The following is a 24768-nucleotide window of genomic DNA, read 5'->3' as shown; positions in this document are numbered from 1 at the left end:
ATGTCTTTCAGCAAAATTTCTGTTATTGGCCTGGGCTATATTGGTTTGCCTACTGCGGCGGTCATTGCATCGCGTGGTATCGAGGTAATTGGTGTTGACGTTAACCAGCACGCAGTAGATACCATTAACCAAGGCAATATCCATATTGTAGAGCCAGACCTGGATATAGTAGTACGCAGCACGGTAATGACCGGCAAGCTACGTGCCACCACCAAGCCAGAAGCCGCAGAGGCATTTGTTGTGGCCGTGCCCACACCATTCAAAGGCGAAAACCACGAGCCAGATTTGAGCTACATCGAATCTGCGGCCAACGCTATTGCACCGGTACTGGAAAAAGGCAACCTGGTGATTCTGGAAAGCACCTCGCCAGTAGGTGCCACCGAGCAGATGGCCGCATGGTTGGCCGCAGCCCGCCCGGACCTGACTTTTCCGCAGCAGAAAGGCGAAGCCGCTGATATCCGCATAGCACATTGCCCGGAACGCGTACTGCCAGGCTATGTATTGCAAGAGCTGGTAAGTAACGACCGTGTTATTGGTGGTATGTCGGCAGCCTGTAGTGCGCGTGCCGTAGAGCTGTACAAAACCTTTGTACGTGGCGAATGCATCATTACCAATGCCCGTACAGCCGAAATGGCCAAGCTTACCGAGAATAGCTTCCGCGACGTAAACATTGCCTTTGCCAACGAGCTATCGCTGATCTGCGACAAGCTGAAAATCAATGTGTGGGAGCTGATCAAGCTGGCTAACCGCCACCCCCGTGTGAATATCCTGAACCCTGGCCCAGGTGTAGGCGGCCATTGCATTGCGGTAGACCCGTGGTTTATCGTAAACAGCTGCCCGGATGAGGCAAAGCTGATTCGCCAGGCGCGTGAGGTAAATGACTACAAGCCGCACTATGTGATTGAACAGGTAAAAGCCGCTGCCGACCAGTTCAAACGCCCTGTTATTGCGTGCTTAGGTCTAGCATTCAAGGCGGATATTGATGATTTGCGTGAGAGTCCATCAATGTACGTCGTGCAGCAGCTTATCGAAGCAGAGATTGGTAAGCTACTTATCGTTGAGCCTAACATAAGTGACTTGCCTGCATCTCTGACTTCTGAATTTAGTGAATTCGTATCAATTGAAGATGCGATCGAAAGAGCTAATGTCATTTTACTTCTTGTTGATCATAAACAGTTTAAGGGTATTTCTAAAGGGGCAGTTAATTCAAAATTTGTCGTCGATACAAGAGGCGTGTTTTAAATAGGAGTATGATTTGAGTTTTGTTAGGGGTGGTCTCTCCATTTCAATAGCAAATCTCGTAAATGCAATGGTGTCGGTTGCTCTGATACCATTGCTTATTCGGGGATTGGGTGATGAAGCTTATGGCTATATGGTTTTCGTCCAAACAATTGCTGTTGTTCTCTTCTACCTTGTGTCCAAATTTGAGTGGGTTGATTTTATAGATTTGGCATCTGGTAAAAATTTAGCAACTAGGAAGATTTATAGTCGCTTAGCTTTATTTGGTGAACTGCGCTCGTTAGCAGTTACATTTGTGCTCGCGCTTCCACTAGGTTTTATATATTTTTACTTTTCTGGCGAGAAAAAATTCTCTGCATTATCGGTTGCATTTCTTGTATTGACAGCTGGGTTGCAGTCAATTGGAACATTAAGTGCATTCTTTAGAGTTCTCAATGCAGAGTACGCTAATTTTTTTGGCTTAATTGCTACGGCAATTATTCGGTGTCTTTCAATATACATTGGTGTTTTTTTAGAAAATAGTATCGATCTTACCATTTTTCTTTTATTTTTATCTGAATTGCCAAAGTTGGTTTCATTTCTCATTGTGTCAGATTTTTCTTGGCGGAATCTATATTCATCAAAAAATAGAAAGAATGGTCATGATTCTGTCGTTAATTCAGGTAGGTGGTACAAAAAGCAAGTGCTTGCTGATTTGCCTGTTAGCCAGTTTGATAAAATTATCATCGGTGCATTCTTCGGGGCTGGGGATTTGGCGGTATTTAATTTATTTAAAAGGTGCTTTTCTATTGCTAATACAGTATGCCAGCCATTCAATATGGGTGCACTACCGAAAGTAAATGAGCTGAAAGTCACCAAAAGAGAAGCAGAGATTTTTTCTCTTCTCAGAAAGTTTTTTGTCTGTGCAGCTACAATATCATCTATAGGTGCTGGTTTTCTCGTACTGAGTTTTTCATATTGGGCTGGATATGTTTATCCTGGCTTTGCTAAATATAAATTTGAGTTCTCCATCTTTATTTTTAGTATTTCTTTTTATTTCAGTACAATTTTAATATCTCCTATATCATTTGCATATATAGGTTCGAGAAAATCCTTTTTTATATCTCTGGCAACTAGCTGTTCTTATTTTTTAATTCTAGCTTTTGCCGCTGTGAGCCAAAATCTCTCGTTCGCTATTTTTGCATTTTTACTTTATCTTGTGTTGGGTGTTGTTACAAGATTTAGTTTTACAATTAAGGAACTTGATAGTGCAAGCAAATGAATTTCGTTCAGATGATGATTTTGATTTATATGGCTTGGTTTTTAAGTTCTACGTCATAGTTTGTTTTTTTTCCGCTTTTGTAAAACAGTGGATAAACTCGCCTCTCTTGAATTTTTTAGACGATGCTGTTCTGCTAGCCTTATTTTTTTTGGCGATAATAGAAGTAAAGCCAGCAATAAAGCGCTGGGGTGGCCTGCAATTCGGCATAGTATCCTTTATTGGGCTCAGCATATTTATAGCAGCCGTTTCATCTAGTGGTATAGCAGCAGCTTTAATGCAGCTTAGGCAGTATAAAAATATATTTTTGCTGTTCTTATTGCTTGATAAAAAGCACTATCAGTTTGCGCTAGATGTGTTAGAAGTTATGCTGTATGTGTCGATTCCGGTTTCAATTTTGCAGTTTACACAGATGAAGCATTGGGATGAAGTTACTGGTCTTTTCGGTTATGGCGCGACAGGTACTGTCAGTATTTTGATGGTTTTTTTTGTTGTGCGTTCATTTGCACAACGACTACTTACTGGCCAGAGAATGGTTGGCTGGTATATGATATTGCCAGTCCTATCTCTCTTAAATGAAACCAAAATAACCTTTGTGCTCTTACCAATTTTGATAATTTCAGTCGTTATTGTTTCGGGCAGGGTGAAATTTGATAAAGTGGTCTTGCTGTTTTTAGCTGCGGTTCCCTTTTTGTATTATGCAAACTTGCAGTATGAAATCGAGTTTGGAAGAACGCTGACTGAATCATTTACGTATGAAAATCTCTATGATTACTTATGGGGTGATGATTATTATATATATGCGAATTATTTTGCTGGCCAAGAGGAATTTAATGATCCCGGCCGTCTTGCCAGAATAAAGGCAGCAATTGATGCAATTTTTGCTAATGGTACATTTTCTAGTATATTCGGTTATGGCATGGGCGCGTCCTACGCTGGGGGCGAAAGTGGAATTTATGGCTTGATAGCTGCTGATTTTGTAGGTACAGCGCTCAATACGGGATCTCGTGTGCAAGCTGCTCACGTATTGATAGATTTTGGGTTTATTGGTTTGATTTTCATCATTTGTCTAATTTTTTATATTCTGTACATTTCGGGAAGGAGAATTGCTAGCGATAGATACTATCTTCAGTTAGATGTTTTCATCATGAGTATGATATTATTTTTCTGCCTGGTTTATCAAAATATTCTTTTTTCCAAAGAATTTACCGTTCTTTATTTCGTTGCTATGACAATATTTCTGGGTGATTTGAGAAATGAAAAAGCTGATAATAGTTAATGTCAATCAGTTTGGCTTTCACACGGATTCTTATTATCTGGCAAAAATATCATCGGGTAAGTGGAATGTTACATATATATGTTGGGACTATGGGTTTCCACGTGTAGACTCGGGTAAGGTAAATGTACTTTATTTGAGTAGGGATGGTGGAGTATTCAAGCGTCTATTCAGTTTTCTTTGTAATGTGCATATTCAAATCAAGGAGCAGAGACCGGATCTTGTATTTGTTAAATACTTCATGTTCTGCTCATTAATTTCGAAAAATTTTGGTAGCAAAACCATTGTGGATTATAGAACTGTTTCAGTTGATGCTAATCCATTGAGGCGGTTTATTCAGGATGCAGTTGCAAAAATTGAAGCTAAGTTTTTTAAGAAACGATCTGCAATCAGTAATGCGGTAAAGGTTAATTATGCTCTTGGGAGTGGTTGCTTAATATTGCCGCTTGGTGCGAACAAAGTGGCGCCGCATCTTGGAAGCAATTTTTTTGATATATTATATGTGGGGACGCTTAGTGGTAGGAAGATCGAAGATACAATAGTAGGATTCTCCAGTTTTTTGGCTAATAAGAGTGCTGAGGTTAAAAAGAAGATACGCTATCTGATAGTAGGTGATGGCTGGGCAGGGGAAGTTGATTATTTAAAGTCTTTGGTAGAGAAATATAACCTTTCTGATAATGTGCATGTATTGGGAAGAAAGTCTCATGAAGAAGTGCAGGATTATTTGCGAACGGCAGCTTTGGGTGTCTCTTATGTGCCAATGACAAGATTTTTTGACTTGCAGCCTCCTACGAAGACGTACGAATATCTATTGGCTGGTCTGCCAGTTATTGCAACTAAAACTACAGCAAATTTAGATGTTATGGATGACGCATATGGTGTGACTATAACAGACAATCCAGAAGAGTTTTCCTTGGCTCTTGGTAAGATATTTGAAAACCATGTGCACTACATAAACAATGTAAGAACTGCTGATTTTGATTGTTATACTTGGGAAAATATAGTTAATCGTTTCATGAGGGAGGTTGAGTATGAATAATATTATTATATTCCAGCAATTTGATCCCGAAGGGCAAAAAGTTGGTGGTATAGGGAAATATACCCTCAGTCTCTGTAAGCTAACACCGCACGGCTTTGGCTCGGTTGTAGTTGGTTTGTCAAAAGAAAAAGAACTAGGCAAACTGCATGATATAAATATTGATGGTAAAGGTGTAAAATTTTTACCTGTTGGGCGAGTGCTTAATGAGAATGTTCGTCAATTTGTGCCGCTTTCAATTAGATATGTTATAGGTTTGATAAAGTATTCGAGAGAAATAAAAAAAATTCCCGGTTTTCACTTTTACAATAGAATTGAATATTGCCTTCCTTTTGTTTTCTTTAAAATAGTTAAGATGGTTGTTTTTCATTTTGATATTGAAAAGCATTTGGATAAAAGTATAAGTGATTCTAAATATGGTTTTTTCCGTGGGGCTTACATCTTCCTGTCCAAGTTGATTATAAGGCATGTTAATATTTCGTTCTCGGTTAATATGTCTACCGTTAGATTTTTCTCTGACAGTCATTCGAATTTGCCAGAGTTAAGATTTCTTCCCACTTGGGCAGATCCGGCTTTGTTTAATTTGTGTGGTTCTGAAGAACGGATGCTGATTAAGAGTACTATTTCCTCGGAGTACAAACTGCCATGCTCAAAGAAGTGGATATTAATGCCTGCACGGCTTGAGAGACAAAAAAATGTTCCTCTCGCAATTGATGTGATGCAATGCATAAAAGACGATAATGCAATTCTAATTATTGCTGGTGATGGGTCTGACAGAGTTGCATTGCTGGATTATGTTAAAGAATTAAATGTTTCAGAGAAAGTGTTTTTTTTAGGAGCAATTAGTCAAAAAAAAGTTGCTGAGTTCATGAGTGCTTCTGATCTGTACATTTCAACTAGTTTCTTTGAAGGTATGTCTATAGCGCTTATTGAAGCTTTAAGTTGCGGCTTGCCTGTAGTTACAACACCGACTGGTGAGTCTAAGATGATTATCGTGGATGGTGTTAATGGCTTTGTTTCTAGTAGTTGGGATAAGGAAGAAATAGCTATCCTTGTAGAAAAAGTTATTGATAGTGATTTTGATAGAAAAAAATGTAGAGAAACTATTGAAAAATTTGATGGTAATAAAATTGTAGACGGTATATTCAAGAACTATAAGGATGCTATGCTGTGAAAGAAGTAAATTTCATCGGTGCTAAAGCTCACTTAATGAGCTCCATAGAAACTGTGGAAGTTATTCGAAGTAGATTAGACCGTGGTATTTTTACGCAGCATTCTGTTGTAAATGTTGCAAAGATTGTGAACATGCAAAACGATGTTGCGTTAGCAGATTCTGTTAACTCATGTCACATTGTAAATATTGACGGTATGGGTGTAGTTTGGGGTGCTAGGCTTTGCGGGCATGATGTGCCTGAGCGTGTAGCAGGTGTAGACCTATTCCATGAGCTTCTAAAGAGTGCTGCTAAATCGCACTTCCCAGTTTTTTTGCTAGGTGCCACTGATGAGGTAGTAAGCAAAACTGCTGCTACTCTGGCAGGTTTGTACCCTGGCCTTAAAATAGCAGGCTTCCATCACGGCTATTTCTGGGATGATGAAGAAGCCATTGTGAAAAAGATTGCTGATTCGGGTGCCAGGCTTTTATTTGTAGCCATTACATCGCCGAAGAAAGAAAACTTTATTAATAAGTGGAAAGACCAGCTCGGCGTTGATTTTGTGATGGGTGTGGGTGGTACGTTTGATGTTGTCGCTGGCAAAGTAAAGCGTGCGCCAGTCTGGATGCAGAATGCAGGCCTGGAGTGGTTCTACCGTGTCTTGCAAGAGCCTGGCCGCATGTGGAAGCGCTACGCCGTCACCAATAGCAAGTACCTGCTGTTGCTGGCAAAAGAGTTTTGGAAAGTAAGGGTAGTAAAGCAGCGTGTCTAACAGTAGATGATCTTGGCCAGAGTGGCGGTTTTCAGCTTGTTAATGGTACTGGTGGCGCTGCTGTTCTGGTGCCAGCATTTGCTGCTGCTGCCCATGGTGCCTGCACCGTACGACAAGCTGGTGCATGCCAGCGTCTACGGCCTGGCGCTGGCGGTGGCGGGCTGGGCGCTGCGGCCAACCTTTTGGCACTGCCTGGCGCTGGCGCTGCTGGGTATGGCGGTGGGGGCAGGGCAGGAGTGGCACCAGTCGCTGCTGCCGGGCCGTGTGGCGTCGGTAGAAGACTGGCTGGCAGACCTGGCCGGCCTGCTGTGCGGGCTGCTGCTGTGCTGGGCTGGCTCGTATTGCCAGCGCAGGCGGGCCGCCCGCTTGCAGTAGCAGGGGCTGCCTGCTGGCCATTAGCGCGCTATAGCTAAATAAAAACCGCCCCGGTTTGCCATGTGCAGGCCGGGGCGGTTTGTTTTGTGCTGCTGTTGGCCGCTAGGGTTGCCGCAGCTGGCGGGCGGTGGGGCCAGGTATCTGCTTTAGCAGGTGTTGCAGCTGCTTTTGTGCCGGCTCGCTTTGCTGTGCGTATACCTGGCGCGCAAACGCCATGCTGGCGGGTGGCAGCTTGTTTTCAAACGGCAGGGTGGCCAGCAGCAGGCTGCGGCCTACGCTGTAGTCGCTAGGTGCCTGGCGCAGGGCGGTGGCCAGGGCCTGCTGGTATACCGCGCCCTGGTCGCCGGTAAGGATGCGCAGCAGGGCGATATTGGCCCAGGCGCGGCCGTTTACCGGGCGCAGCGCCAGCGACTGGCGGTAGTAGCTTTCGGCCCGCTCGGCCATATAGGCTTGCACGCTGGCTACGCGGCCTGCACGCAGGGTGCGCAGGGTGTAGAGGGTGGCCAGGTTGTCCAGTATCTGGTGGTGCGGGGGCTGCCTGTCCAGGCTGGCTTGGGTGAGCTGGCGCTCTATGTCTACGGCTTCTTCCAGCAGTAGCGGGGTTTGCTGGTCTGCGGTGGCGCGTTCCAGCGTGGCGCGGGGTTTGGCCAGCGCCAGGTCTTGCCAGGCGGTGCGCAGGGCGCCGGGTAGCACCAGGGCGGCGCAGCCTGCCATGGCCAGGGCCAGTGCGTAGGGTGCGGCGGCTTTCATGGTGTGTCTTCCAGGGTGGGTATGCTGGTGGGGGTGCTGTGGTAGAGCAGGCCGGGGTGCTCGGTGGTGAGCATGTCGGCGTAGCCGCTATCAAAGCGGCGGCTTAGCCACTGGTGGGCCTGGGCCATATTGGGCTGCCGGGCTTTCAGGTTGTGGGTGTCGGTGGCTACCAGGTACACCAGGTCTTCTTCCAGCAGCTGCTCGGCGGTGGCCTGGGCGCGGCTGCCAAAGCTGCCCAGCAGGGCACCGGTGGTCACTTGCAGCCAGCAGCCGGCGCGGTGCAGGCGGCTGGCCTGGCTTGGGTCGCTCATCACGGCTTTGTTGCGCTCGGGGTGGGCGATCAGCGGGCGTACCTTGTGGCGCATTAGCCAGGGTATGAGCTGCCACAGGCCGGCGGGTATCTGGTGGTCCGGCATTTCCAGCAGCAGGATGTCGTAGCCGTTTACATGCCCCAGCATGGGGATGCGCCCGGCTTGTATCAGCTGCGGTAGCTCGTCGCACACGCGCACCTCTGCCCCCAGCTTTATCTCCAGTGCCAGGTTGGCCGCAGCCATGGCCTGGCGCAGCTGGTCTAGCGCGGGCTGCAGGTTGGCGTAGCCATTGTCCCAGCGGCCGGGGTAGATGTGCGGGGTGCAGATGGCCTGGCGTATGCCGTTGCTGGCGCTGGCTTTTACCAGCGCCAGGGCGGCGGCCAGGTCTGCCGGGCCGTCATCTACGCCCGGCAGCAGGTGGCAGTGTACGTCTATCACGCGGGGGCCTTACTTTTTGGCGGGGGCGCCATAGTTGCCGTAGTACTGGCCGTAGGTGCCGTAGTCGCCATAGCGTTCGGCCTGTTTCAGGTCTACGCCGTTCAGCACAATGCCCAGCAGGTGGCCACCGGCGCGTTGCAGGCGGCGGGTGCCTTTTACTACCAGCGGGGCGGCGGTTTCACCGGCGCGTACTACATAGATCAGGCCGGTGGCTTTGGGTGCCAGGGCTACTGCGTCGCTGACCATTTCGCACGGTGCGCTGTCGATAATGATCATTTCGTACTGCTGTTTCAGCGTGGCCAGCAGCTCGTCAAAACGGCGCGACAGCAGCAGGTCCAGCGGGTTGGGCGGCAGGGTGCCGGCGCTGATCAGGTCTACCTGGCTGTTTGGCAGCTGTTGCAGTACGTCGGCCAGCTGTTTGGTACCGGCTATCAGGTCGGACAGGCCGGCGGCGTGCGGGTCTAGCCCCAGCGATGCGGCTACCGACGGGCGGCGCATGTCGGCGTCTATCAGCAGGGTGCGTTTGTTTTGCGATAGCGACAGCGCCAGGTTGCAAGACGTGGTGGTCTTGCCTTCGCCCGCCACGCTGGACGTTACCAGCAGTACACGGCGTTCCTGGTCGATATCAGACAGCAGCACGCCGGTTTTGGCGGTGCGCACGGCCTCGGCAAACGGGGTGTGCGGGTCTTGCTGGCTCAGCAGGGCAGCTTGCTGGCGCTGTTTTTTGTCCAGCATGGGGAAGGTAGACAGCAGTGGCTGTTTTACCTTGCTTTCCACGTCGGCCGGCAGCTTCAGCGTGTTGTCCAGGCGGGCGCGCAGCAGGGCGGTGGCAGCACCCAGCAGCAGGGCCAGTACAAAGGCCATCAGGGTGACCTGGGCTTTTTTCGGCGCTACCGGTTTTTCGGGTACTTCGGCGCTGTCTACGATGCGGCCAACGCTGCTTTGCAGGTCTTGCGAGGCGGCGGTTTCTTTGGCGCGGGTCACAAACATGTCGTACAGCTGGCGGTTGGACGCTACTTCGCGTTCCAGTACGGCTAGCTCAAAGTTTTTGCGGTTGTCGGTTTGCGCGCCGCCACGTGCCTGGCCCAGGGTGCCTTCCAGGCTGCGCTCGGTGGCGCGGGCTACTTCGTACTCGTTGGTTACGCTGGCCACAATGCTGTTGATCTGGCGCTTGGCGCTATCCCGTGCCGATTGCAGCTCGGCTTCTGCCTGCACCATGCGCGGGTGTTCCGGGCCATAGCGCTGCGACATGTCGGCGTGTTTGCGCTCGGCGTCGGCCAGCTGTTTCTTGGCTTCGGCTACCAGCGGGTTGCGGATCACGGCAGGCAGCGAGCCCAGGTCTTGCACTTTGCCGCCGCGTATCTGGTTGTAGGCGTTTTCGGCTTCGGCACGGCGCATGCGGGCTTCTACCAGGCGCTGGGTTACTTCTTCAATCAGCTTGCCGGTACCAAACTGGTTGCTGGCGTCTACGGTAATTACACCGGCGCGCTCGCGGTAGCCTTGCAGTTTGCGCTCGGAGGTTTCCAGGGCTTCGCGCAGGCTCTTGGTGCGGTTTTGCAGCCAGTCGCTGGCTTGCTGGGTCATCTTGAAGCGCGCTTCGCGGTCGTTCTCTATGTAGGCTTCGCCTACGGCGTTGGCAAAGTCGGCGGCGATTTTGGCATCGGTAGAATCAAACGACACGTTTACCAGCTGGCTCAGGCGTACCAGCTCGATATTCAGGTCTTTACCCAGGGCGATTTGCTGGTATACGGCGGCGGCCAGCAGGTCTTCGTTCCACTGTGGCTGCGGCTTGCGCTCCATGCCCAGCATGTCCAGCACCGGTTGGTGTACTGGCGGTTTTTCCAGGCGCGGGTTGTAGTCGGGGTGCTCCCACAGCTTCAGTTTCTTGATGGCGCGCAGGGCTACCTCGCGCGATTTCATGATTTCGGCCTGGGTCTGGAAGTATTCACGGTTGCTGCCTACGCCGCCGTATACCTCGTCGATAGACAGTACTTTGGCTTTGTTGGCTTCTATCAGTACTTCGGCGGTGGCGCGGTAGGTTGGCCGCATGGCCTGGGTGGTGACCAGGGCTACGGCAGCTACGGCTACGCCCAGGGCCAGAATGCCCCATTTTTTGGCGTTGACTATGCGCCAGTATTCCAGCAGGGGCGAGGTGTGCTGCTGGTCGTTGTCCTGCAGCAGCAGCGCAGGCTTGGCGGCCTGGGCTTGGGGTTTGGTTTCTTCACCAAAAAGCGACATTCGGTATCTCCGCGCGGTTTAGCGCACTATCAGCATTTCGATCAGAAAAAGCTTTGTTCCACAATGACCGTATCGCCCGGGTAGATGGGCGTGTTCATATCGGCTTTGATGGCGTCCTGGTTTTTGTCGTTGGCACGAATCACATAAACCTTGTCTACCGAGGCACGTATCTTCAGCCCGCCAGCAATAGAGGCGGCTTTGCGCACGGTAAGGGCTGGCTGGTAGGGGTAGCTGCCCGGTTTTTCTACCAGGCCGTTTACGTAAAACGGGCGGTATTCGTCCATTTGCACGGATACCTGCGGGTTTTTCAGGTAGCGGCCGCGCAGGCCGTCGGTAATGATTTTTTCCAGCTCGCCTACGGTCAGGCCCAGCAGGCGTATTTCACCCAGCACTGGGTAAGACAGCGTACCGGCGTCGGTCAGGCGGATTTTTTCCAGTGTCAGTTCCGGCTCGCCCAGCACGCGGATGGTAAGCATGTCGCCCGCACCCAGCTGGTAGGTGGAAAACAGGCTGGCGGCATTGGCAGGCACTTGCAGGGTAGTCTGGGCACTGGCTGCCAAAGGCTGCATGCCTGCTACAGCGAGCAGGCATGCAGACAGCCAGCATTTCAGCGTAGAGCTACGTTGAAAGGCATTCAGGGCCATGAATTACAGTCCAATCAGGGTATTGAGCATGATCACGTTGCGCTTGAAGCTTTTGTCTTGCACGGTGGAGTTGTTGTCTGCCGTGGTCCACTCCAGCGATACCTTCATCCAGCGGCGGGCGTCGTAGGCTACGCCGGCTTTGTAGCTCTTGTTCTTGTCGTGGCGGGTGGCACCTACGTATTTGGAATCGGTGTAGGTGTAGCCCAGTACGGTAGAGAACAGGTCGGTCAGCTTGTGGTTCCACTGCAGGCCGTAGCTGCTGCGCTTGATGTAGTCGCCGGTACCGCTGGAATCATCGGTAGCGCGGCGGGTGTTCAGGTCTACTACCGAGTATTCCACTGGCGACCAGCGTACGGCACCCTCCCAGGTCAGGCCGCTAAAGTCGCGGCGGCTGGCTTGGGCAAAGTCTTTTTTCAGGTTACCGGCCTTCACGGTGCCCTGGGTGGCAGCAGTGGCTTCCCAGGTGACGCCCAGCAGCACGCGCTGTTCGGTGCTGTCCTGGTCCGGGCTGGCCAGCTTGTAGTCGTAGTCGGTGTAGCGGCCTTCTACAAACACTTTGCTGTTGGGGGCTACGCGGTAGTAAAAGCGGCCGGCGGTATCCAGCGCGGCGAAATCGCCGTCTGCTGTGGTGGCGCGGTTATTGGTGTAGCGCTTGTTGTTGTAGTTGATTTCCGCTTCCAGGCGGCCTTGGGCTTCTGGTGCGCCGTAGCCTACCAGGTAGCCGGTGTAGCTATTGCGGAACTCGTCCGGCTTGGCAGCGCTGGCGCGGTCGGTGGTTTCGCGTGGGTCGGCACTGAGCAGTACACCTGCGCGGAACAGGGTGTTCAGGCGGTCGTCGTACTGCACGGCGGCCTGGCCCTGGAATTCATGCAGATCGGTGTTGTCGTTGCTGCTGTTGGCGTACTGGGTATACGAGCCGCTGTAGCCCAGGGTGTAGCGGTCGCCACCGTTGGTGCGTTCCAGCAGGGCTGCCGGGCTCAGGTTCCATACCGCAGACGACACTTTTTTGCTGTTTACGGCAGTAACGTTGTCGTCGTGGCCTACGCTTACGCCTACACGCGGGTACAGGAAAAAGTTACCCACGCGCATGGCGCCGTCCGGGTCGGCTTGCTCGTTAGGCTTGTAGGTGTCAAAGGATTTATAGATATCGTGCTGCTGCGGAATGGCAGCATTAGGGGCAGATTGCGCCACGGCATAGCCACTCAGCAGCGACAGTGCCAGAGCCATAGGGGTGAGTTTGTACATGGTGGGGCTCCACATTATTCGATAAAAATTCAGATATTAAAGCTGCCGGGCTGGCCGCTCGATGAAACCGGCACTCCAGCCCAAGCCTAAAATGCAGGTGAACAGCATGGCATTGGTGGGAACCTGCAGGTTGAAATCCACCAGGCTGTGCAATAGTGCAGCGCAACATGCCATGATCGTAGAGAAAGCAAGGCCTTTCGCTAGCGCCGATTTTCTATGCCTTAGTACCCCAATTGTACGTGCTATGACACACAGGACAAGAGCGGCGAACAGGGAAATACCGATAAATCCATGATCTGTAAGCAACTCTACATAATCATTGTGTGCATGATCGTAGTATTGGTTTACAGTAGCAGGTTTATATGTCGGGAAAATTGTATAGAATGTGCCTGCACCGGTGCCGGTGATTGGGTAGTCTTTGATAATGTTTACTGCATAATCGGCAGGTAGCATACGTGTTTCTACCGATTCATCCCGTGGCCATTCCGGGCTGTTTTCCTGCCCGCGTATCATGGCACTAAGCGTGGCGCTGTCTTTGCTGAGGGCGGTATTGCCTATGCGCTCGGCTACCTTGTCTAGCCCCACCCAGCTGCCCAGTACCACGATATCGATAATCACCACGCTGGCTACCAGCCATAGCAGGTTTTTATTGCGCGGTTTTACCAGTGCCAGGTACACGGCCATGCTGGCCAGCAGGGCGGTAAAAAAGGCGGCATTGCCCATGCGCGATTTGGTCAGCACCAGCGCTATCACAATGACGATCAGCCCCAGGCGCAGCAGCATTTTGCGGCTTTCCACAAAGGCCAGCAGCTTGTTGAACTGCTGTTTCCAGCCGCCGTTTTGCTGCGTGGCGGGCTCGGCCATGATCAGCCCCAGCCCCAGGCACAGCGCCATCACCAGGTAAAAGGCGTAGTGGTTGTGGTAGGTAAAGGTGCCAATGGTGCGCACATGGTGCAGGGCAAAGTAAAACAGCGTGTAGTCGGCATTAACCGAGTACAGGTAGATACCGGCTACGGCCTGAAAAATGCCCGCCAGCACCAGTACTAGCAGCAGCTGCTTTATCAGCCGGGCAGATTGCAGGGCAAAGTACTGGATAAATATAAAGGCGGAGGTGTAGCACAGGGTAAGCGTGGCATACAGCTGGGTGTTGAAACGGTCTAGCGACAGGCTGCCCTGGCCCTGCCATAGGGTAGCCAGGCCTGGCGACACGGTAGCCAGCCAGCTTGCCGGCAGGGTAAGGGTTTGTAGGGTTTGCAGCAGGGCAATGCCTGCCAGGCAGGCCAGGGGAAACTTGCTCTGGCCGATAGCCTGGCCTAGCTGGTGGCGGCTGCTGTCACTGGCTAGCAGTAGGCCCCAGATAGCCAGCAGGCCGGGGGCGATAATCAGCAGCACCCATGAGCGGTTGCCGCCTAGCGGCAGCGGCATCAGTACCAGGGTCAGGCAAAACAGCCACCAGGCCAGCTTTGGCAGGTGTGGTGTCCGCAGCATGCGGTTTCTCCATCAACAATAGGCAATAAAAAACCGAACTTGCGTTCGGTTTTTTGTGTAGCAGCGCCGGTTCAGGCTTAGCTGCGGCTTACACCGCTGCCGCCACCACCACCCAGAGTCGGGCTGGAAGGGAAGGACAGAGCAGGGCTATTGCCAAACGAGCCGATACCGGTAGGCTGTGCGGCTGCCTGGGTAGGTGCCGGGCCGGCAGCAGTAGGTGCTACCACGGTGTTCAGGTCTACGTTTTGTGCCAAAGCTACTTGCACCAGGGTGTTGGCGTCTGCGCCAGCTGCCTGCAGGCTGCCTACGGCTGCTTGCGGGGTTACACCAGCAGCCACCAGGGCGCTGGCTACGGCTTGGGCGTCAACACCAGCCTTGGTCATGATGCTGGCAATTTGTGCAGGCTTGGCACCGGCAGTGACTGCGGCTGCAGCTACTACCGAAGCGTCCAGCTTGGCAGCCAGAGCTTGGGTGATCAGTGCATCTACCGGCTCACCTTTGGCAACGGCTTCTGCGATCTGTGCCTGTACTTGAGCCGGAGTCATGTCGGCAGAGAAAGTGGCTGCAAACGACACGGATGCCACCAGGGCTGCAGCAAGAATAAATTTCTTGGTCATGGTTGATTCTCCTGCTCATCTAGAGCATGAACTTATCGATATGCTTGCATGATACGGTGGCAAAACAAACTTGGCAAGGCAAGATGGCAATAAATCTTGCCGCGGTGCACCGGCTAAAAGCTTGTTTACATTAATATTTTTTATATTAAATTGTTGCTGCAAAATGATGGGGTTTTTTATTAAGTACTTGCGTATTAATGCTTTGTCATTATTGCGCATTCACCCCTGCCAGGCGTGCGCCAGGCGCGAGCCCGGGGCCTTGCCCAGTGCGGCAGCAATAAAGTGCGAGGCCTCTACAAGCGTGCCCATGTCCACCCCGGTGTGGTAGCCCAGGCCGTGTAGCAAATACACCACGTCTTCGGTAGCCACATTGCCGGAAGCCCCCTTGGCGTACGGGCAGCCGCCCAGGCCGGACACCGAGCTGTCAAAGGTATGCACGCCGGCTTGCAGCGCGGTGTGGATATTGGCAATGGCCATGCCGTAGGTGTCGTGGAAATGGCCGGCCAGCTTTTCTACCGGTACCAGCTCGGTCACGGCGTCCAGCATGGCGGTCACTTTGTCCGGCGTGCCCACGCCAATGGTGTCGCCCAGCGAAATCTCGTAACAGCCCATGTCGTACAGCGCGCTGGCCACCTCGGCCACCTTGCGCGGCGCGATGGCGCCTTCGTAGGGGCAGCCCACCACGCACGATACATAGCCGCGTACGCGTACCTTGGCCGCAGCGGCACGCTTCATTACCGATTCGAAGCGCTGCAGGCTTTCGGCAATGCTGGCGTTGATGTTCTTCTGGCTAAACACTTCGCTGGCCGCGCCGAACACGGCAATCTCGCGCACGCCTGCTGCCAGCGCGGCGTCCATGCCCTTGTCGTTGGGCACCAGAACGGGGTAGTTCACCGTGCCATCCAGCTGCAGCGCTTGCAGCACCTCGTCGCTGTCCGCCATCTGCGGCACCCATTTGGGCGACACAAATGCCCCGGCTTCAATGTTCAGCAGGCCGCTGGCGGCCAACCTTTGAATCAGCTCGACCTTTACCGCCAGTGGCACGGTCTGTTTTTCGTTTTGCAGCCCGTCACGCGGGCCGACTTCCACAATCTTGACGTGAGTCATTTTTTGATCCTTTTTGGCCACGGAAGCACACAGAAAGACACTGAAGAAAACCATCGCGGCAGCATGTGGCTGCCATCCCTTAGGCAAGGGCACTGTGTATTTGTTCTTGCCCCTGCCTTTGGTGTGTGTCCGTGGCAAAGAAAAAACCTGTTTATCGCCACGGAAGCACACAGAAAGACACTGAAGAAAACCATCGCGGCAGCACGTTGTTGCCACCCGTTATTCAAGGGCGCTTTGTCTTTGTCCGTGCTTTTCGTGTGTTTTCGTGGCCAATAGGCAGTTAATCCGCCTCGAAATCCACCAGCTCGTCGCCATCGCCTACCTGCTCGCCAGCGGCAAAGTAGAACGCCTTCACCACGCCGTCGGCCGGGGCGGTGATGGTGTGTTCCATCTTCATGGCTTCCAGAATCAGCAGCGGCTCACCTTTGGCGATGCGGGCGCCAGCGCTAGCCACCAGCGCCACCACGCGGCCGGGCATGGGGGCCTTGAGGTGGGTTTCGCCGTGTACGCCAGCGTCGCTAAAGGCGTAGGGGTCAACGTAGTCCACTGCCACGCGTTCACCGTCGGCAAACAGCACGCGTTGGCTGCCGTGGCGTACCACGGTGGCGGCCAACTGTTTACCATCCAGCGTCACGCGCAGTGTGCGGCCGTGCAGGGTGGCCTGTGCCTGCAGCGTGCTGCCGGCGGCCTCGATGCGGTAGCCGCCGGGGTGCTGCTGCAGCGTGACGGTGTGACGGGTATCACCCAGCTCGAAGCCGATACTGCGGCTGTGGGTACCATTCAGGCGCCAGCCCTGTAGCGTGCCAAAGGCATCGTTACCCGTGCTGCTGCTGGCCAGTGCTTCGGCCAGGGCCAGCAGCGCCAGCTGCGTGGCGGTGGGCGCTGCTGGGGCGGGCAGCAGGCTGTCGTGGTGGCGGGCTATCAGGCCGGTATCCACATTGCCGCTGGCAAAGTCCACGTTGGCCGCAATGCGGCGCAGAAAGCGGATATTGGTGGTCACGCCTACCACCTGGTAGGCCGCCAGCGCGGCGTCCAGCTGCTGCAGCGCGGCTTCGCGGCTTTCGCCCCACACGATGAGTTTGGCGATCATCGGGTCGTAGAAGGGGCTGATGCTGTCGCCCTGCAGCACGCCGGTATCCACGCGCACGCAGTCGCTTTCCGGTGGCGGCGCCAGGTGCACCAGGGTGCCGGTGGCCGGCAGAAAGCCTTTGTCCGGGTCTTCGGCGTAAATACGCGCCTCGATGCTGTGGCCGTGTATCTGCAGCTGGTTTTGCGCCAGCGGCAAAGGTTGGCCGCAGGCCACTTTCAGCTGCCAGGCTACCAGGTCCTGGCCGGTGATCATTTCGGTCACCGGGTGCTCTACCTGCAGGCGGGTGTTCATTTCCATGAAATAGAACAGCCCACTGTCTACGTCCATGATGAATTCCACGGTGCCGGCGCCCTCGTAGCCCACGGCGCGGGCGGCTGCCACGGCGGCCTCGCCCATGGCGCGGCGGGTATCGGCGGGCAGGTGCGGCGCCGGGGCTTCTTCCAGCACTTTCTGGTGGCGGCGCTGCACCGAGCAGTCGCGCTCGAACAGGTACACGCAGCCGCCCAGGCTATCGGCAAATACCTGGATTTCCACGTGGCGGGGGCGGGTCAGGTATTTTTCTACCAGCACCTTGTCGTCGCCAAAGCTGGCGCGCGCCTCGCGCTGGCAGCTGGCCAGGGCTGCTTCGAAATCGGCGCTCTTTTCCACAATGCGCATGCCCTTGCCGCCACCGCCGGCACTGGCTTTGATCAGCACCGGGTAGCCCATGGCGTCGGCCTGCGCCTGCAGAAAGGCGGGGGCTTGCTCGTCGCCGTGGTAGCCGGGTACCAGCGGTACGCCGGCTTTTTCCATCAGTGCCTTGGCGGCAGACTTGCTACCCATGGCGGCAATGGCGCTGGCCGGTGGGCCGATAAAGGCAATGCCCGCGGCGTGGCAGGCGGCGGCAAAGTCTTCGTTCTCGGACAAAAAGCCATAGCCGGGGTGCACGGCCTGGGCGCCGCTCTGGCGGGCAATGTCCAGAATCAGCCCGGCCTTCAGGTAGGATTCCGCCGCTGGTGCCGGGCCCAGGCGCCAGGCTTCGTCGGCCAGCTTCACAAAGCGGGCGTTGGCGTCGGCGTCGGAATACACCGCCACGGTGCGGATACCCATGGCACGGGCAGTCTTGATGACACGGCAGGCAATCTCGCCGCGGTTGGCAATAAGGATCTTGCTGAACATGGGGCGGGTTTCCTGTGGGGCAGCGGGTGCAGGGTTGGCCGCAGCGCGGCTGGCGCAAGGGGTAGGGTAGGCGTGCATGGTGTGTCCTGTTTGGCCACGAAAGCACACGAAAGGCACGAAAGAAAGCAGGGGATTTGGTACACACCCGGTACGACGCTGCGTGTCTGTCCGGGTGGCGGCAGCCAGTTACCGTGCGGCTACATGGCCTGCAGTGCTTTGTTCGGTCTTGTCCGTGTCTTGCGTGTGTTTCCGTGGCAAAAAATCATATCCAGCTAGGCGGGCGTTTTTCGAAAAAGGCCGCCAGGCCTTCGCGCGCTTCGTCGGTAATGCGTATCGCGGCGATGCGGTGCGCGGTGTCCGACAGCAGCTCGTCGTCTAGCGGCGAGCTGTCGTGCAGGCAGCCCAGCAGGTCTTTGGCGGCGGCTAGTGCGTGCGGTGCGCCTTTGCCCAGCTCGGCGGCGATCTCGGCGATGCGGCTATCCAGTGCGTCTTCGGCCACCACTTCGTGCACCAGGCCGATGCGCAGCGCGGTGGCGGCGTCAATGCGCTCGGCGCTGAGGAAGTAACGCCGTGCCTGGCGCCAGCCGATGGCGTCGGCCACGTAGGGGCCGATGGTGGCGGGAATCAGGCCCAGGCGTACTTCGGTCAGGGCAAAGCGGGCGGCGTCGGTGGCCACGGCGATGTCGCACACGGCGGCCAGGCCGGTGCCGCCGGCCAGTGCCGCGCCGTGGATACGGGCGATGACCGGTTTGCGGCTGCGGTAGATGCCCTTGAGCATGGCGGCCAGCTTGTTGGCGTCTTCCAGGTTTTGCGCCTCGGTATAGCCGGCGGCGCGGCGCATCCAGTCCAGGTCGGCACCGGCGGAGAAGCTCTTGCCGTGGCCGGCCAGCACGATCACGCGCACGCTGTCGTCACGGTTCAGCTCGCGAAAAGCGGCGCTCAGGTCGGCGATGAGGTGTTCGTTCATCGCATTGTGCAGCTCGGGGCGGTTCATCCAGACGGTGGCCACCTGGCCGCTGCGGGTGATTTCCAAAGTGCTGTAGTTCATTTGAAAACCCTTTCATTTTTTGCCACGTAAGCCTGCGGAAGGCACGGAAAAGCCTGGTTTTTTGCCACGAAACCCACGAAAGCGCACGAAAAAATCAAAGCAAACCGTCGTCAGGTTTTGTTTGATGATCCCCTTGGGGCGGCTTGTCTTTTGCCTTTGCTTCGTGTTGTTTCGTGGCAGAAAGGTTTGTGCATTTCCGAGTCTGCCGCGGCGAATAAATTACATGCGGAACACGCCGAAACGCGTGCTTTCTACCGGTGCCGACAGGCTGGCTTCCAGCGCCAGGCTCAGCACCTCGCGCGTTTGTGCCGGGTCGATCACACCGTCGTCCCACAGGCGTGCGCTGGCGTAGTAGGGGTGGCCCTGCGCTTCATACTGCTCGCGCACCGGTGCTTTCAGCGCTTCTTCCTGCTCGGCGGTAAAGGCGTCGCCCAGCTGCTCTTTCTTCACCTGGGCCAGCACGCCGGCGGCCTGTTCGCCACCCATCACCGAGATGCGGCTGTTGGGCCACATCCACAAAAAGCGCGGGCTGTAGGCGCGGCCGCACATGCCGTAGTTGCCGGCGCCGAAGCTGCCGCCTATCAGCACAGTGAACTTGGGCACGCTGGCGCAGGCCACGGCGGTAACCAGCTTGGCGCCGTCTTTGGCAATGCCACCGTTTTCGTACTTCTTGCCCACCATGAAGCCGGTGATGTTCTGCAGGAAGACGAGCGGAATGCCGCGCTGGCAGCACAGCTCGACAAAGTGCGCGCCCTTGAGCGCCGACTCGGAAAACAGAATGCCGTTATTGGCGATGATGCCGACGCGGTAGCCATTGAGTCTGGCAAAGCCGGTAACCAGCGTGGTGCCGTAGTTCTGCTTGAATTCGTCGAAATCGGAATCGTCCACCAGGCGGGCGATGATCTCGCGCACGTCGAACGGCTTTTTGCTGTCGGCCGGAATCACGCCGTAGATTTCTTCGGCGCCGTAGCGCGGCGGGCGCGGCTCGATGCGGTCCAGCCGGCCTTGCTTATGCCAGTTCAGGTCGGACACGATGCGGCGGGCGATGGCCAGCGCGTGGGCGTCGCTTTGTGCCAGGTGATCGGCCACGCCGCTGATGCGGGTGTGTACATCGCCACCGCCCAGCTCCTCGGCCGAGACCACTTCGCCGGTGGCGGCTTTCACCAGCGGCGGGCCGCCCAGAAAGATGGTGCCTTGCTCTTTGACGATAACGGTTTCGTCGCTCATGGCCGGTACGTAGGCGCCACCGGCGGTGCAGCTACCCATCACCACGGCGATTTGCGGTATGCCGGCGGCGGACAGGTTGGCCTGGTTGTAGAAGATGCGGCCAAAGTGTTCGCGGTCGGGGAAGACTTCGTCCTGCAGCGGCAGGAAGGCGCCGCCGGAATCCACCAGGTAGACGCAGGGCAGGCGGTTTTCGCGGGCGATTTCCTGCGCGCGCAGGTGTTTTTTTACCGTCATCGGGTAGTAGGTACCGCCTTTAACGGTGGCGTCGTTGGCCACAATCAGGCAGTCGATGCCGCTGATGCGGCCAACCCCAGTGATGACGCCGGCGCCCGGTGCGTCGTCGTTATACATGCCGAAGGCAGCCAGCTGGGATAGCTCGAGGAACGGCGAGCCCGGGTCCAGCAGCAGGTCGATGCGTTCGCGCGGCAGCAGCTTGCCTTTGGCCACGTGCTTGTCGCGGGCCTTGCTGCCACCGCCCAGCGCGGCCTGGGCAACTTTGGCTTTCAGGTCGGCCACGATGCTGCGCATTTTGTCGGCGTTGGCCTGGAAGTCGGCGGCGCGGGGGGAAAGCTTGGATTCGATGATGGGCATGGTTGGACAACCCCTTTTGCCACGAAAACCACGAAAAGACACGAAAGCAAACCGAGAGATGAGGTGGGTTCAGGGGTGTCTTTTTCGTGCTCTTTTGCGGGTTTCGTGGCTAATATGTTTTTCAGGTTTTAGCGGGTTTCGGCCATCAGCTCGCGGCCGATCAGCCAGCGGCGGATCTCGCTGGTGCCCGCGCCGATTTCGTACAGCTTGGCGTCGCGCAGCAGGCGGCCGGTGGGGTATTCGTTGATGTAGCCGTTACCGCCCAGGCACTGGATGGCGTCCAGCGCCATCTGGGTGGCCCCTTCTGCGGCGTACAGGATGGCGCCGGCGGCGTCTTTACGGGTCTGGCGGCCCGATTCGCCACGATCCAGCGCCTGGCCTACGGCGTACACATAGGCGCGGCTGGCGGACAGCTTCACGTACATATCGGCCAGCTTGCCCTGCATCAGCTGGAAGTCGCCAATGGCCTGGCCAAACTGCTTGCGGTCGTTCAGGTAGGGCACCACCACGTCCATGCAGCCTTGCATGATGCCCAGCGGGCCTGCGGCCAACACGGCGCGCTCGAAGTCCAGCCCGCTCATCAGTACTTTTACGCCGTTGCCTTCGCCGCCCAGTACGTTGGCGTCCGGCACGAAGCAGTCGTCAAAGAAAATAGGGTAGGTGTTGGAGCCGCGCATGCCCAGCTTGTCCAGCTTGCTGCCGTGGCTGAAACCGGCAAAGCCTTTTTCCACGATAAAGGCGGTCATGCCTTTTGCGCCGGCGCTGATATCGGTTTTGGCGTACACCACCAGGGTATCGGCGTCGCCGCCGTTGGTGATCCACATTTTGCTGCCGTTGAGTTTGTAGCCGCCGTCTACCTTGTCGGCGCGCAGCTTCATGCTGACTACGTCGGAGCCGGCGTTGGGTTCGGACATGGCCAGTGCGCCGATATGGTCACCGCTGATGAGCTTGGGCAGGTACTTCTGGCGCTGCGCGTCGTTGCCGTTTTTGAAAATCTGGTTCACGCACAGGTTGGAATGCGCACCGTAGGACAGCGCCACCGAGGCGCTGGCGCGGCTGATTTCTTCCATGGCGATCATGTGCGCCAGATAGCCCATATTGGCGCCGCCGTACTCTTCGGACACCGTGATGCCCAAAAGGCCCAGGTCGCCAAACTTCTTCCACAGGTCGGCCGGAAACAGGTTGTCGCGGTCGATATCGGCGGCGCGCGGTGCGATTTCGCTGGCGGCGAATTCGCGTACCGCTTCGCGCAGCATGTCGTAGGTTTCGCCAAAGTCAAAGCGCAGGCTGCTGTACATGTTATCTCCTCTGTGCCCGGGCGGGCGGCTGTGTCCGTTTGCCCCTTGTGCATGCTGCCGGGGGCTCTTGTATTGATAGGCGGTTTTCTGCCTTGGCATGGTTTTATGTTGACTTACGCTTACGTTAACGTCAATACAAAATGACAAAACCACTCTGCCCAGTGGTGTGGATGTGTCAGCTTGTGGCGTCCTTGCCGGTGACGGTGTCGATCACCTGGCGGCAGTGGCCCTCCAGCGTCACGATTTCGGCCAGTACGGCGTCGATATCGTGGCGCTGTTCTTCCAGCTGCTTCTTGCGCTCGGACAGCAGCTGCAGCAGCTTTAGCGACTGGCTGGCTTCGTCGCGGGCCAGCTCGTACAGGTCCAGAATCTCTCGGATCTCCGACAGCGCCAGGCCAATGCGCTTGCCACGCAGGATCAGCTTGAGCCGGGCGCGGTCGCGGTGGGTAAACAGCCGCTGGCGGCCTTCGCGCTGCGGCTCTATCAGGCCCTGTTCTTCATAAAAACGGATGGTGCGCAGCGTGATGTCAAAATCGCGTGCCAAGTCTGAAATGGTAAAGAGGCGTTCTTCGCTCATGATGGTTCCTGTTGTTCTGCCGCGATTGTAGCGTTTTTTACCTAGCCTGCCTGATTAAGCTTGAGTTTACGTTAACGTAATAGTAAGTTTTGCGCACAAAGACAACGGCATCACCTGTGGAGACCTCATCATGACCCTTGCCCCCAGCTATGTGCACGGCACCAGTGCTACCCCGCTTATCGGCCAGACTATCGGCCAGTATTTCGACGAAGCTTGCCAGCGCTACGCCGCGCGCGACGCGCTGATCGTGCGCCAGCAGAATGTGCGCTGGACGTATGCCGAGTTTGGCGAGCAGGTCACGCGCCTGGCCTGCGGCCTGCGCCGGCTGGGTTTGCAGCCGGGCGAGCGGGTGGGGATCTGGTCGCAGAACAATGTGGAATGGGTGCTGATGCAGTTTGCCACCGCCAAGGCGGGGCTGGTGCTGGTCAACATCAACCCGGCCTACCGCCGCAGCGAGCTGGAGTACGCGCTGAACAAGGTAGGCTGCCGCGCGCTGGTGTTGTCGCCCAGCTTCAAGAGCAGCGACTACCTAGCCATGGTGGCCGACCTGGCGCCCGAGCTGGCTGGCAGCGCCCCTGGCCAGCTGCACGCGGCGCGGCTGCCCGAGCTGCGCTGGGTGGTGCGCATGGGTGAGGAGGCCACGCCGGGCATGCTGAACTTTGCCAGCCTGCTGGCCCCGCCAAGCGATGAGGAGCGGGCAGGGTTGGCCGCCACGGCGGCCACGCTGCAGTTCGATGACCCGATCAATATCCAGTTTACCTCCGGCACCACCGGCAGCCCCAAGGGCGCCACGCTCACGCACCACAACATCCTGAATAACGGTTTTTTCGTGGGTGAGGCCATGCGGCTGGGGCCTGACGACAGGCTGTGCATTCCGGTGCCGCTGTACCACTGCTTTGGCATGGTGCTGGGGGTGCTGGCCTGCGTGACCCACGGCGCGGCCATGGTGTTCCCCAGCGAGGCCTTCGAGCCGCTGGCGGTGCTGGAAGCGGTGCAGGCCGAGCGCTGTACCGCGCTGCACGGCGTGCCCACCATGTTTATCGCGGTGCTGGATCACCCGCGCTTTGCCGAGTTTGATCTGGCCACGCTGCGCACCGGCATCATGGCCGGCAGCCCGTGCCCTATCGAGGTGATGCGGCGTGTGGTGGCGCACATGCACATGGCCGAAGTCACCATCGCCTACGGCATGACAGAAACCAGCCCGGTGAGCTTTCAGAGCCACACCGACACGCCGCTGGAAAAAAAGGTCGCCACCGTTGGCCGCATCCACCCGCATGTAGAAGTAAAAATCGTGGATGCCAACGGCCGCATCGTGCCGCGTGGCGACACCGGCGAGCTGCTGACCCGTGGCTACTCGGTGATGCTGGGCTACTGGGGCGACCCGGCCAAAACCCGCGAAGCCATCGACGACGCCGGCTGGATGCACACCGGCGACCTGGCGGTGATGGACGAAGACGGCTACTGCAATATCGTGGGCCGCGTGAAAGACATGGTGATTCGCGGCGGCGAGAATATTTACCCGCGCGAGATCGAAGAATTCCTGTACCGCCACCCCAAGGTGCAAGACGTACAGGTGATCGGCGTACCCGACGCCCGGTACGGTGAGGAACTGTGCGCCTGGATACGCCTGCGCGATGGCGAAAGCTGCAGCCCCGACGAGATCCGCGCCTTCTGCGACGGCCAGATTGCCTACTACAAGATTCCGCGCTACATCGAGTTTGTCGACAGCTTCCCCATGACCATCACCGGCAAGATCCAGAAGTTTGTCATGCGCCAGCAGATGAAAGAAAAGCTGGGGCTGGACGAAGCAAAAACCGCCTGATGCATTGCGGCC

Annotated in this window: 21 protein-coding genes and 1 pseudogene; 8 read left to right on the top strand and 14 right to left on the bottom strand. The window is 55.8% G+C overall.

Annotation, left to right across the window (positions count from 1 at the left end; translation table 11 throughout):
- Genes wecC through FLQ44_RS10515 form a run of 7 tightly spaced genes read left to right on the top strand, consistent with a single transcriptional unit; the run spans window position 1 to window position 7107 of the window.
- Window positions 1-1242: a UDP-N-acetyl-D-mannosamine dehydrogenase gene (gene wecC / locus FLQ44_RS10545; RefSeq protein ID WP_147694356.1), complete on the top strand. Its 1242-nt coding sequence runs from the start codon at window positions 1-3 to the stop codon at window positions 1240-1242.
- Between the two features lie 13 nt (window positions 1243-1255).
- Window positions 1256-2500: a lipopolysaccharide biosynthesis protein gene (locus FLQ44_RS10540; protein WP_147694355.1), complete on the top strand. Its 1245-nt coding sequence runs from the start codon at window positions 1256-1258 to the stop codon at window positions 2498-2500.
- Window positions 2487-3776, top strand: a complete 1290-nt coding sequence (locus FLQ44_RS10535; RefSeq protein ID WP_147694354.1) for a hypothetical protein — start codon at window positions 2487-2489, stop codon at window positions 3774-3776. Before FLQ44_RS10540 ends, FLQ44_RS10535 begins: the two co-directional genes overlap by 14 nt.
- The gene (locus FLQ44_RS10530) at window positions 3754-4812 is read left to right on the top strand and encodes a glycosyltransferase (RefSeq protein ID WP_147694353.1); all 1059 of its coding nucleotides are present in this window, start codon (window positions 3754-3756) and stop codon (window positions 4810-4812) included. Before FLQ44_RS10535 ends, FLQ44_RS10530 begins: the two co-directional genes overlap by 23 nt.
- Window positions 4805-5983: a glycosyltransferase family 4 protein gene (locus FLQ44_RS10525; protein WP_147694352.1), complete on the top strand. Its 1179-nt coding sequence runs from the start codon at window positions 4805-4807 to the stop codon at window positions 5981-5983. The genes FLQ44_RS10530 and FLQ44_RS10525 overlap by 8 nt, the downstream gene beginning before the upstream one ends.
- Window positions 5980-6732, top strand: a complete 753-nt coding sequence (locus FLQ44_RS10520; RefSeq protein WP_170252941.1) for a WecB/TagA/CpsF family glycosyltransferase — start codon at window positions 5980-5982, stop codon at window positions 6730-6732. Before FLQ44_RS10525 ends, FLQ44_RS10520 begins: the two co-directional genes overlap by 4 nt.
- Before the next feature lie 42 nt (window positions 6733-6774).
- A complete protein-coding gene (locus FLQ44_RS10515) occupies window positions 6775-7107 on the top strand; it encodes a VanZ family protein (protein ID WP_240801250.1) in 333 nt (110 codons plus the stop codon).
- Between the two features lie 102 nt (window positions 7108-7209).
- On the opposite strand, the gene FLQ44_RS10510 is transcribed toward FLQ44_RS10515, so the two are convergent.
- The 14 genes and pseudogenes from FLQ44_RS10510 to FLQ44_RS10450 form a co-directional block, all read right to left on the bottom strand.
- Window positions 7210-7857 carry a tetratricopeptide repeat protein gene (locus tag FLQ44_RS10510; protein ID WP_147694350.1) on the bottom strand — a complete coding sequence of 216 codons (648 nt, stop codon included), beginning with the start codon at window positions 7855-7857 and terminating at the stop codon, window positions 7210-7212.
- Window positions 7854-8606, bottom strand: coding sequence for a tyrosine-protein phosphatase (locus tag FLQ44_RS10505; RefSeq protein ID WP_147694349.1), 753 nt, complete (start codon window positions 8604-8606; stop codon window positions 7854-7856). The genes FLQ44_RS10510 and FLQ44_RS10505 overlap by 4 nt, the downstream gene beginning before the upstream one ends.
- Window positions 8607-8615: 9 nt before the next feature.
- Entirely contained in the window at window positions 8616-10844 is a 2229-nt protein-coding gene (locus tag FLQ44_RS10500) for a GumC family protein (protein ID WP_147694348.1), read from the bottom strand.
- 41 nt (window positions 10845-10885) lie between these two features.
- Window positions 10886-11413, bottom strand: coding sequence for a polysaccharide biosynthesis/export family protein (locus FLQ44_RS10495; protein ID WP_147694347.1), 528 nt, complete (start codon window positions 11411-11413; stop codon window positions 10886-10888).
- Window positions 11414-11491: 78 nt separating this feature from the next.
- Window positions 11492-12733, bottom strand: coding sequence for an outer membrane beta-barrel protein (locus FLQ44_RS10490; protein ID WP_170252937.1), 1242 nt, complete (start codon window positions 12731-12733; stop codon window positions 11492-11494).
- A 36-nt stretch (window positions 12734-12769) separates the two neighbouring features.
- Complete coding sequence (locus FLQ44_RS10485; RefSeq protein WP_147694345.1) at window positions 12770-14221, bottom strand: O-antigen ligase family protein; 1452 nt, start codon at window positions 14219-14221, stop codon at window positions 12770-12772.
- 77 nt (window positions 14222-14298) lie between these two features.
- On the bottom strand, window positions 14299-14838 hold the full coding sequence (locus FLQ44_RS10480) for a hypothetical protein (RefSeq protein WP_147694344.1): 540 nt from the start codon (window positions 14836-14838) through the stop codon (window positions 14299-14301).
- A gap of 219 nt (window positions 14839-15057) precedes the next feature.
- Complete coding sequence (locus FLQ44_RS10475) at window positions 15058-15945, bottom strand: hydroxymethylglutaryl-CoA lyase (protein ID WP_147694343.1); 888 nt, start codon at window positions 15943-15945, stop codon at window positions 15058-15060.
- 280 nt (window positions 15946-16225) lie between these two features.
- On the bottom strand, window positions 16226-16882 hold the full coding sequence (locus tag FLQ44_RS25270; RefSeq protein WP_439144919.1) for an acyl-CoA carboxylase biotin carboxyl carrier protein subunit: 657 nt from the start codon (window positions 16880-16882) through the stop codon (window positions 16226-16228).
- Window positions 16880-18193, bottom strand: a pseudogene (locus FLQ44_RS25265) (acetyl-CoA carboxylase biotin carboxylase subunit); the annotation flags it as partial. The pseudogene FLQ44_RS25265 and the gene FLQ44_RS25270, both read right to left, overlap by 3 nt.
- A gap of 262 nt (window positions 18194-18455) precedes the next feature.
- The gene (locus tag FLQ44_RS10465) at window positions 18456-19241 is read right to left on the bottom strand and encodes an enoyl-CoA hydratase/isomerase family protein (protein ID WP_147694341.1); all 786 of its coding nucleotides are present in this window, start codon (window positions 19239-19241) and stop codon (window positions 18456-18458) included.
- Window positions 19242-19460: 219 nt separating this feature from the next.
- Window positions 19461-21059: a carboxyl transferase domain-containing protein gene (locus FLQ44_RS10460; RefSeq protein WP_147694340.1), complete on the bottom strand. Its 1599-nt coding sequence runs from the start codon at window positions 21057-21059 to the stop codon at window positions 19461-19463.
- A gap of 128 nt (window positions 21060-21187) precedes the next feature.
- Entirely contained in the window at window positions 21188-22357 is a 1170-nt protein-coding gene (locus FLQ44_RS10455; RefSeq protein WP_147694339.1) for an isovaleryl-CoA dehydrogenase, read from the bottom strand.
- Window positions 22358-22532: 175 nt separating this feature from the next.
- Entirely contained in the window at window positions 22533-22934 is a 402-nt protein-coding gene (locus FLQ44_RS10450) for a MerR family transcriptional regulator (protein WP_147694338.1), read from the bottom strand.
- A gap of 130 nt (window positions 22935-23064) precedes the next feature.
- Between FLQ44_RS10450 and FLQ44_RS10445 the strand changes: the two genes are divergently transcribed.
- On the top strand, window positions 23065-24756 hold the full coding sequence (locus tag FLQ44_RS10445; RefSeq protein WP_147694337.1) for an AMP-binding protein: 1692 nt from the start codon (window positions 23065-23067) through the stop codon (window positions 24754-24756).
- The last annotated feature ends 12 nt before the right edge of the window (window positions 24757-24768 follow it).

It is taken from the genome of Vogesella mureinivorans, assembly GCF_007644035.1.
Taxonomy (GTDB): Bacteria; Pseudomonadota; Gammaproteobacteria; order Burkholderiales; family Chromobacteriaceae; genus Vogesella; species Vogesella mureinivorans.
Note: the sequence above shows the minus strand (reverse complement) of the source record. Positions and strands in the feature narration are given on the sequence as shown.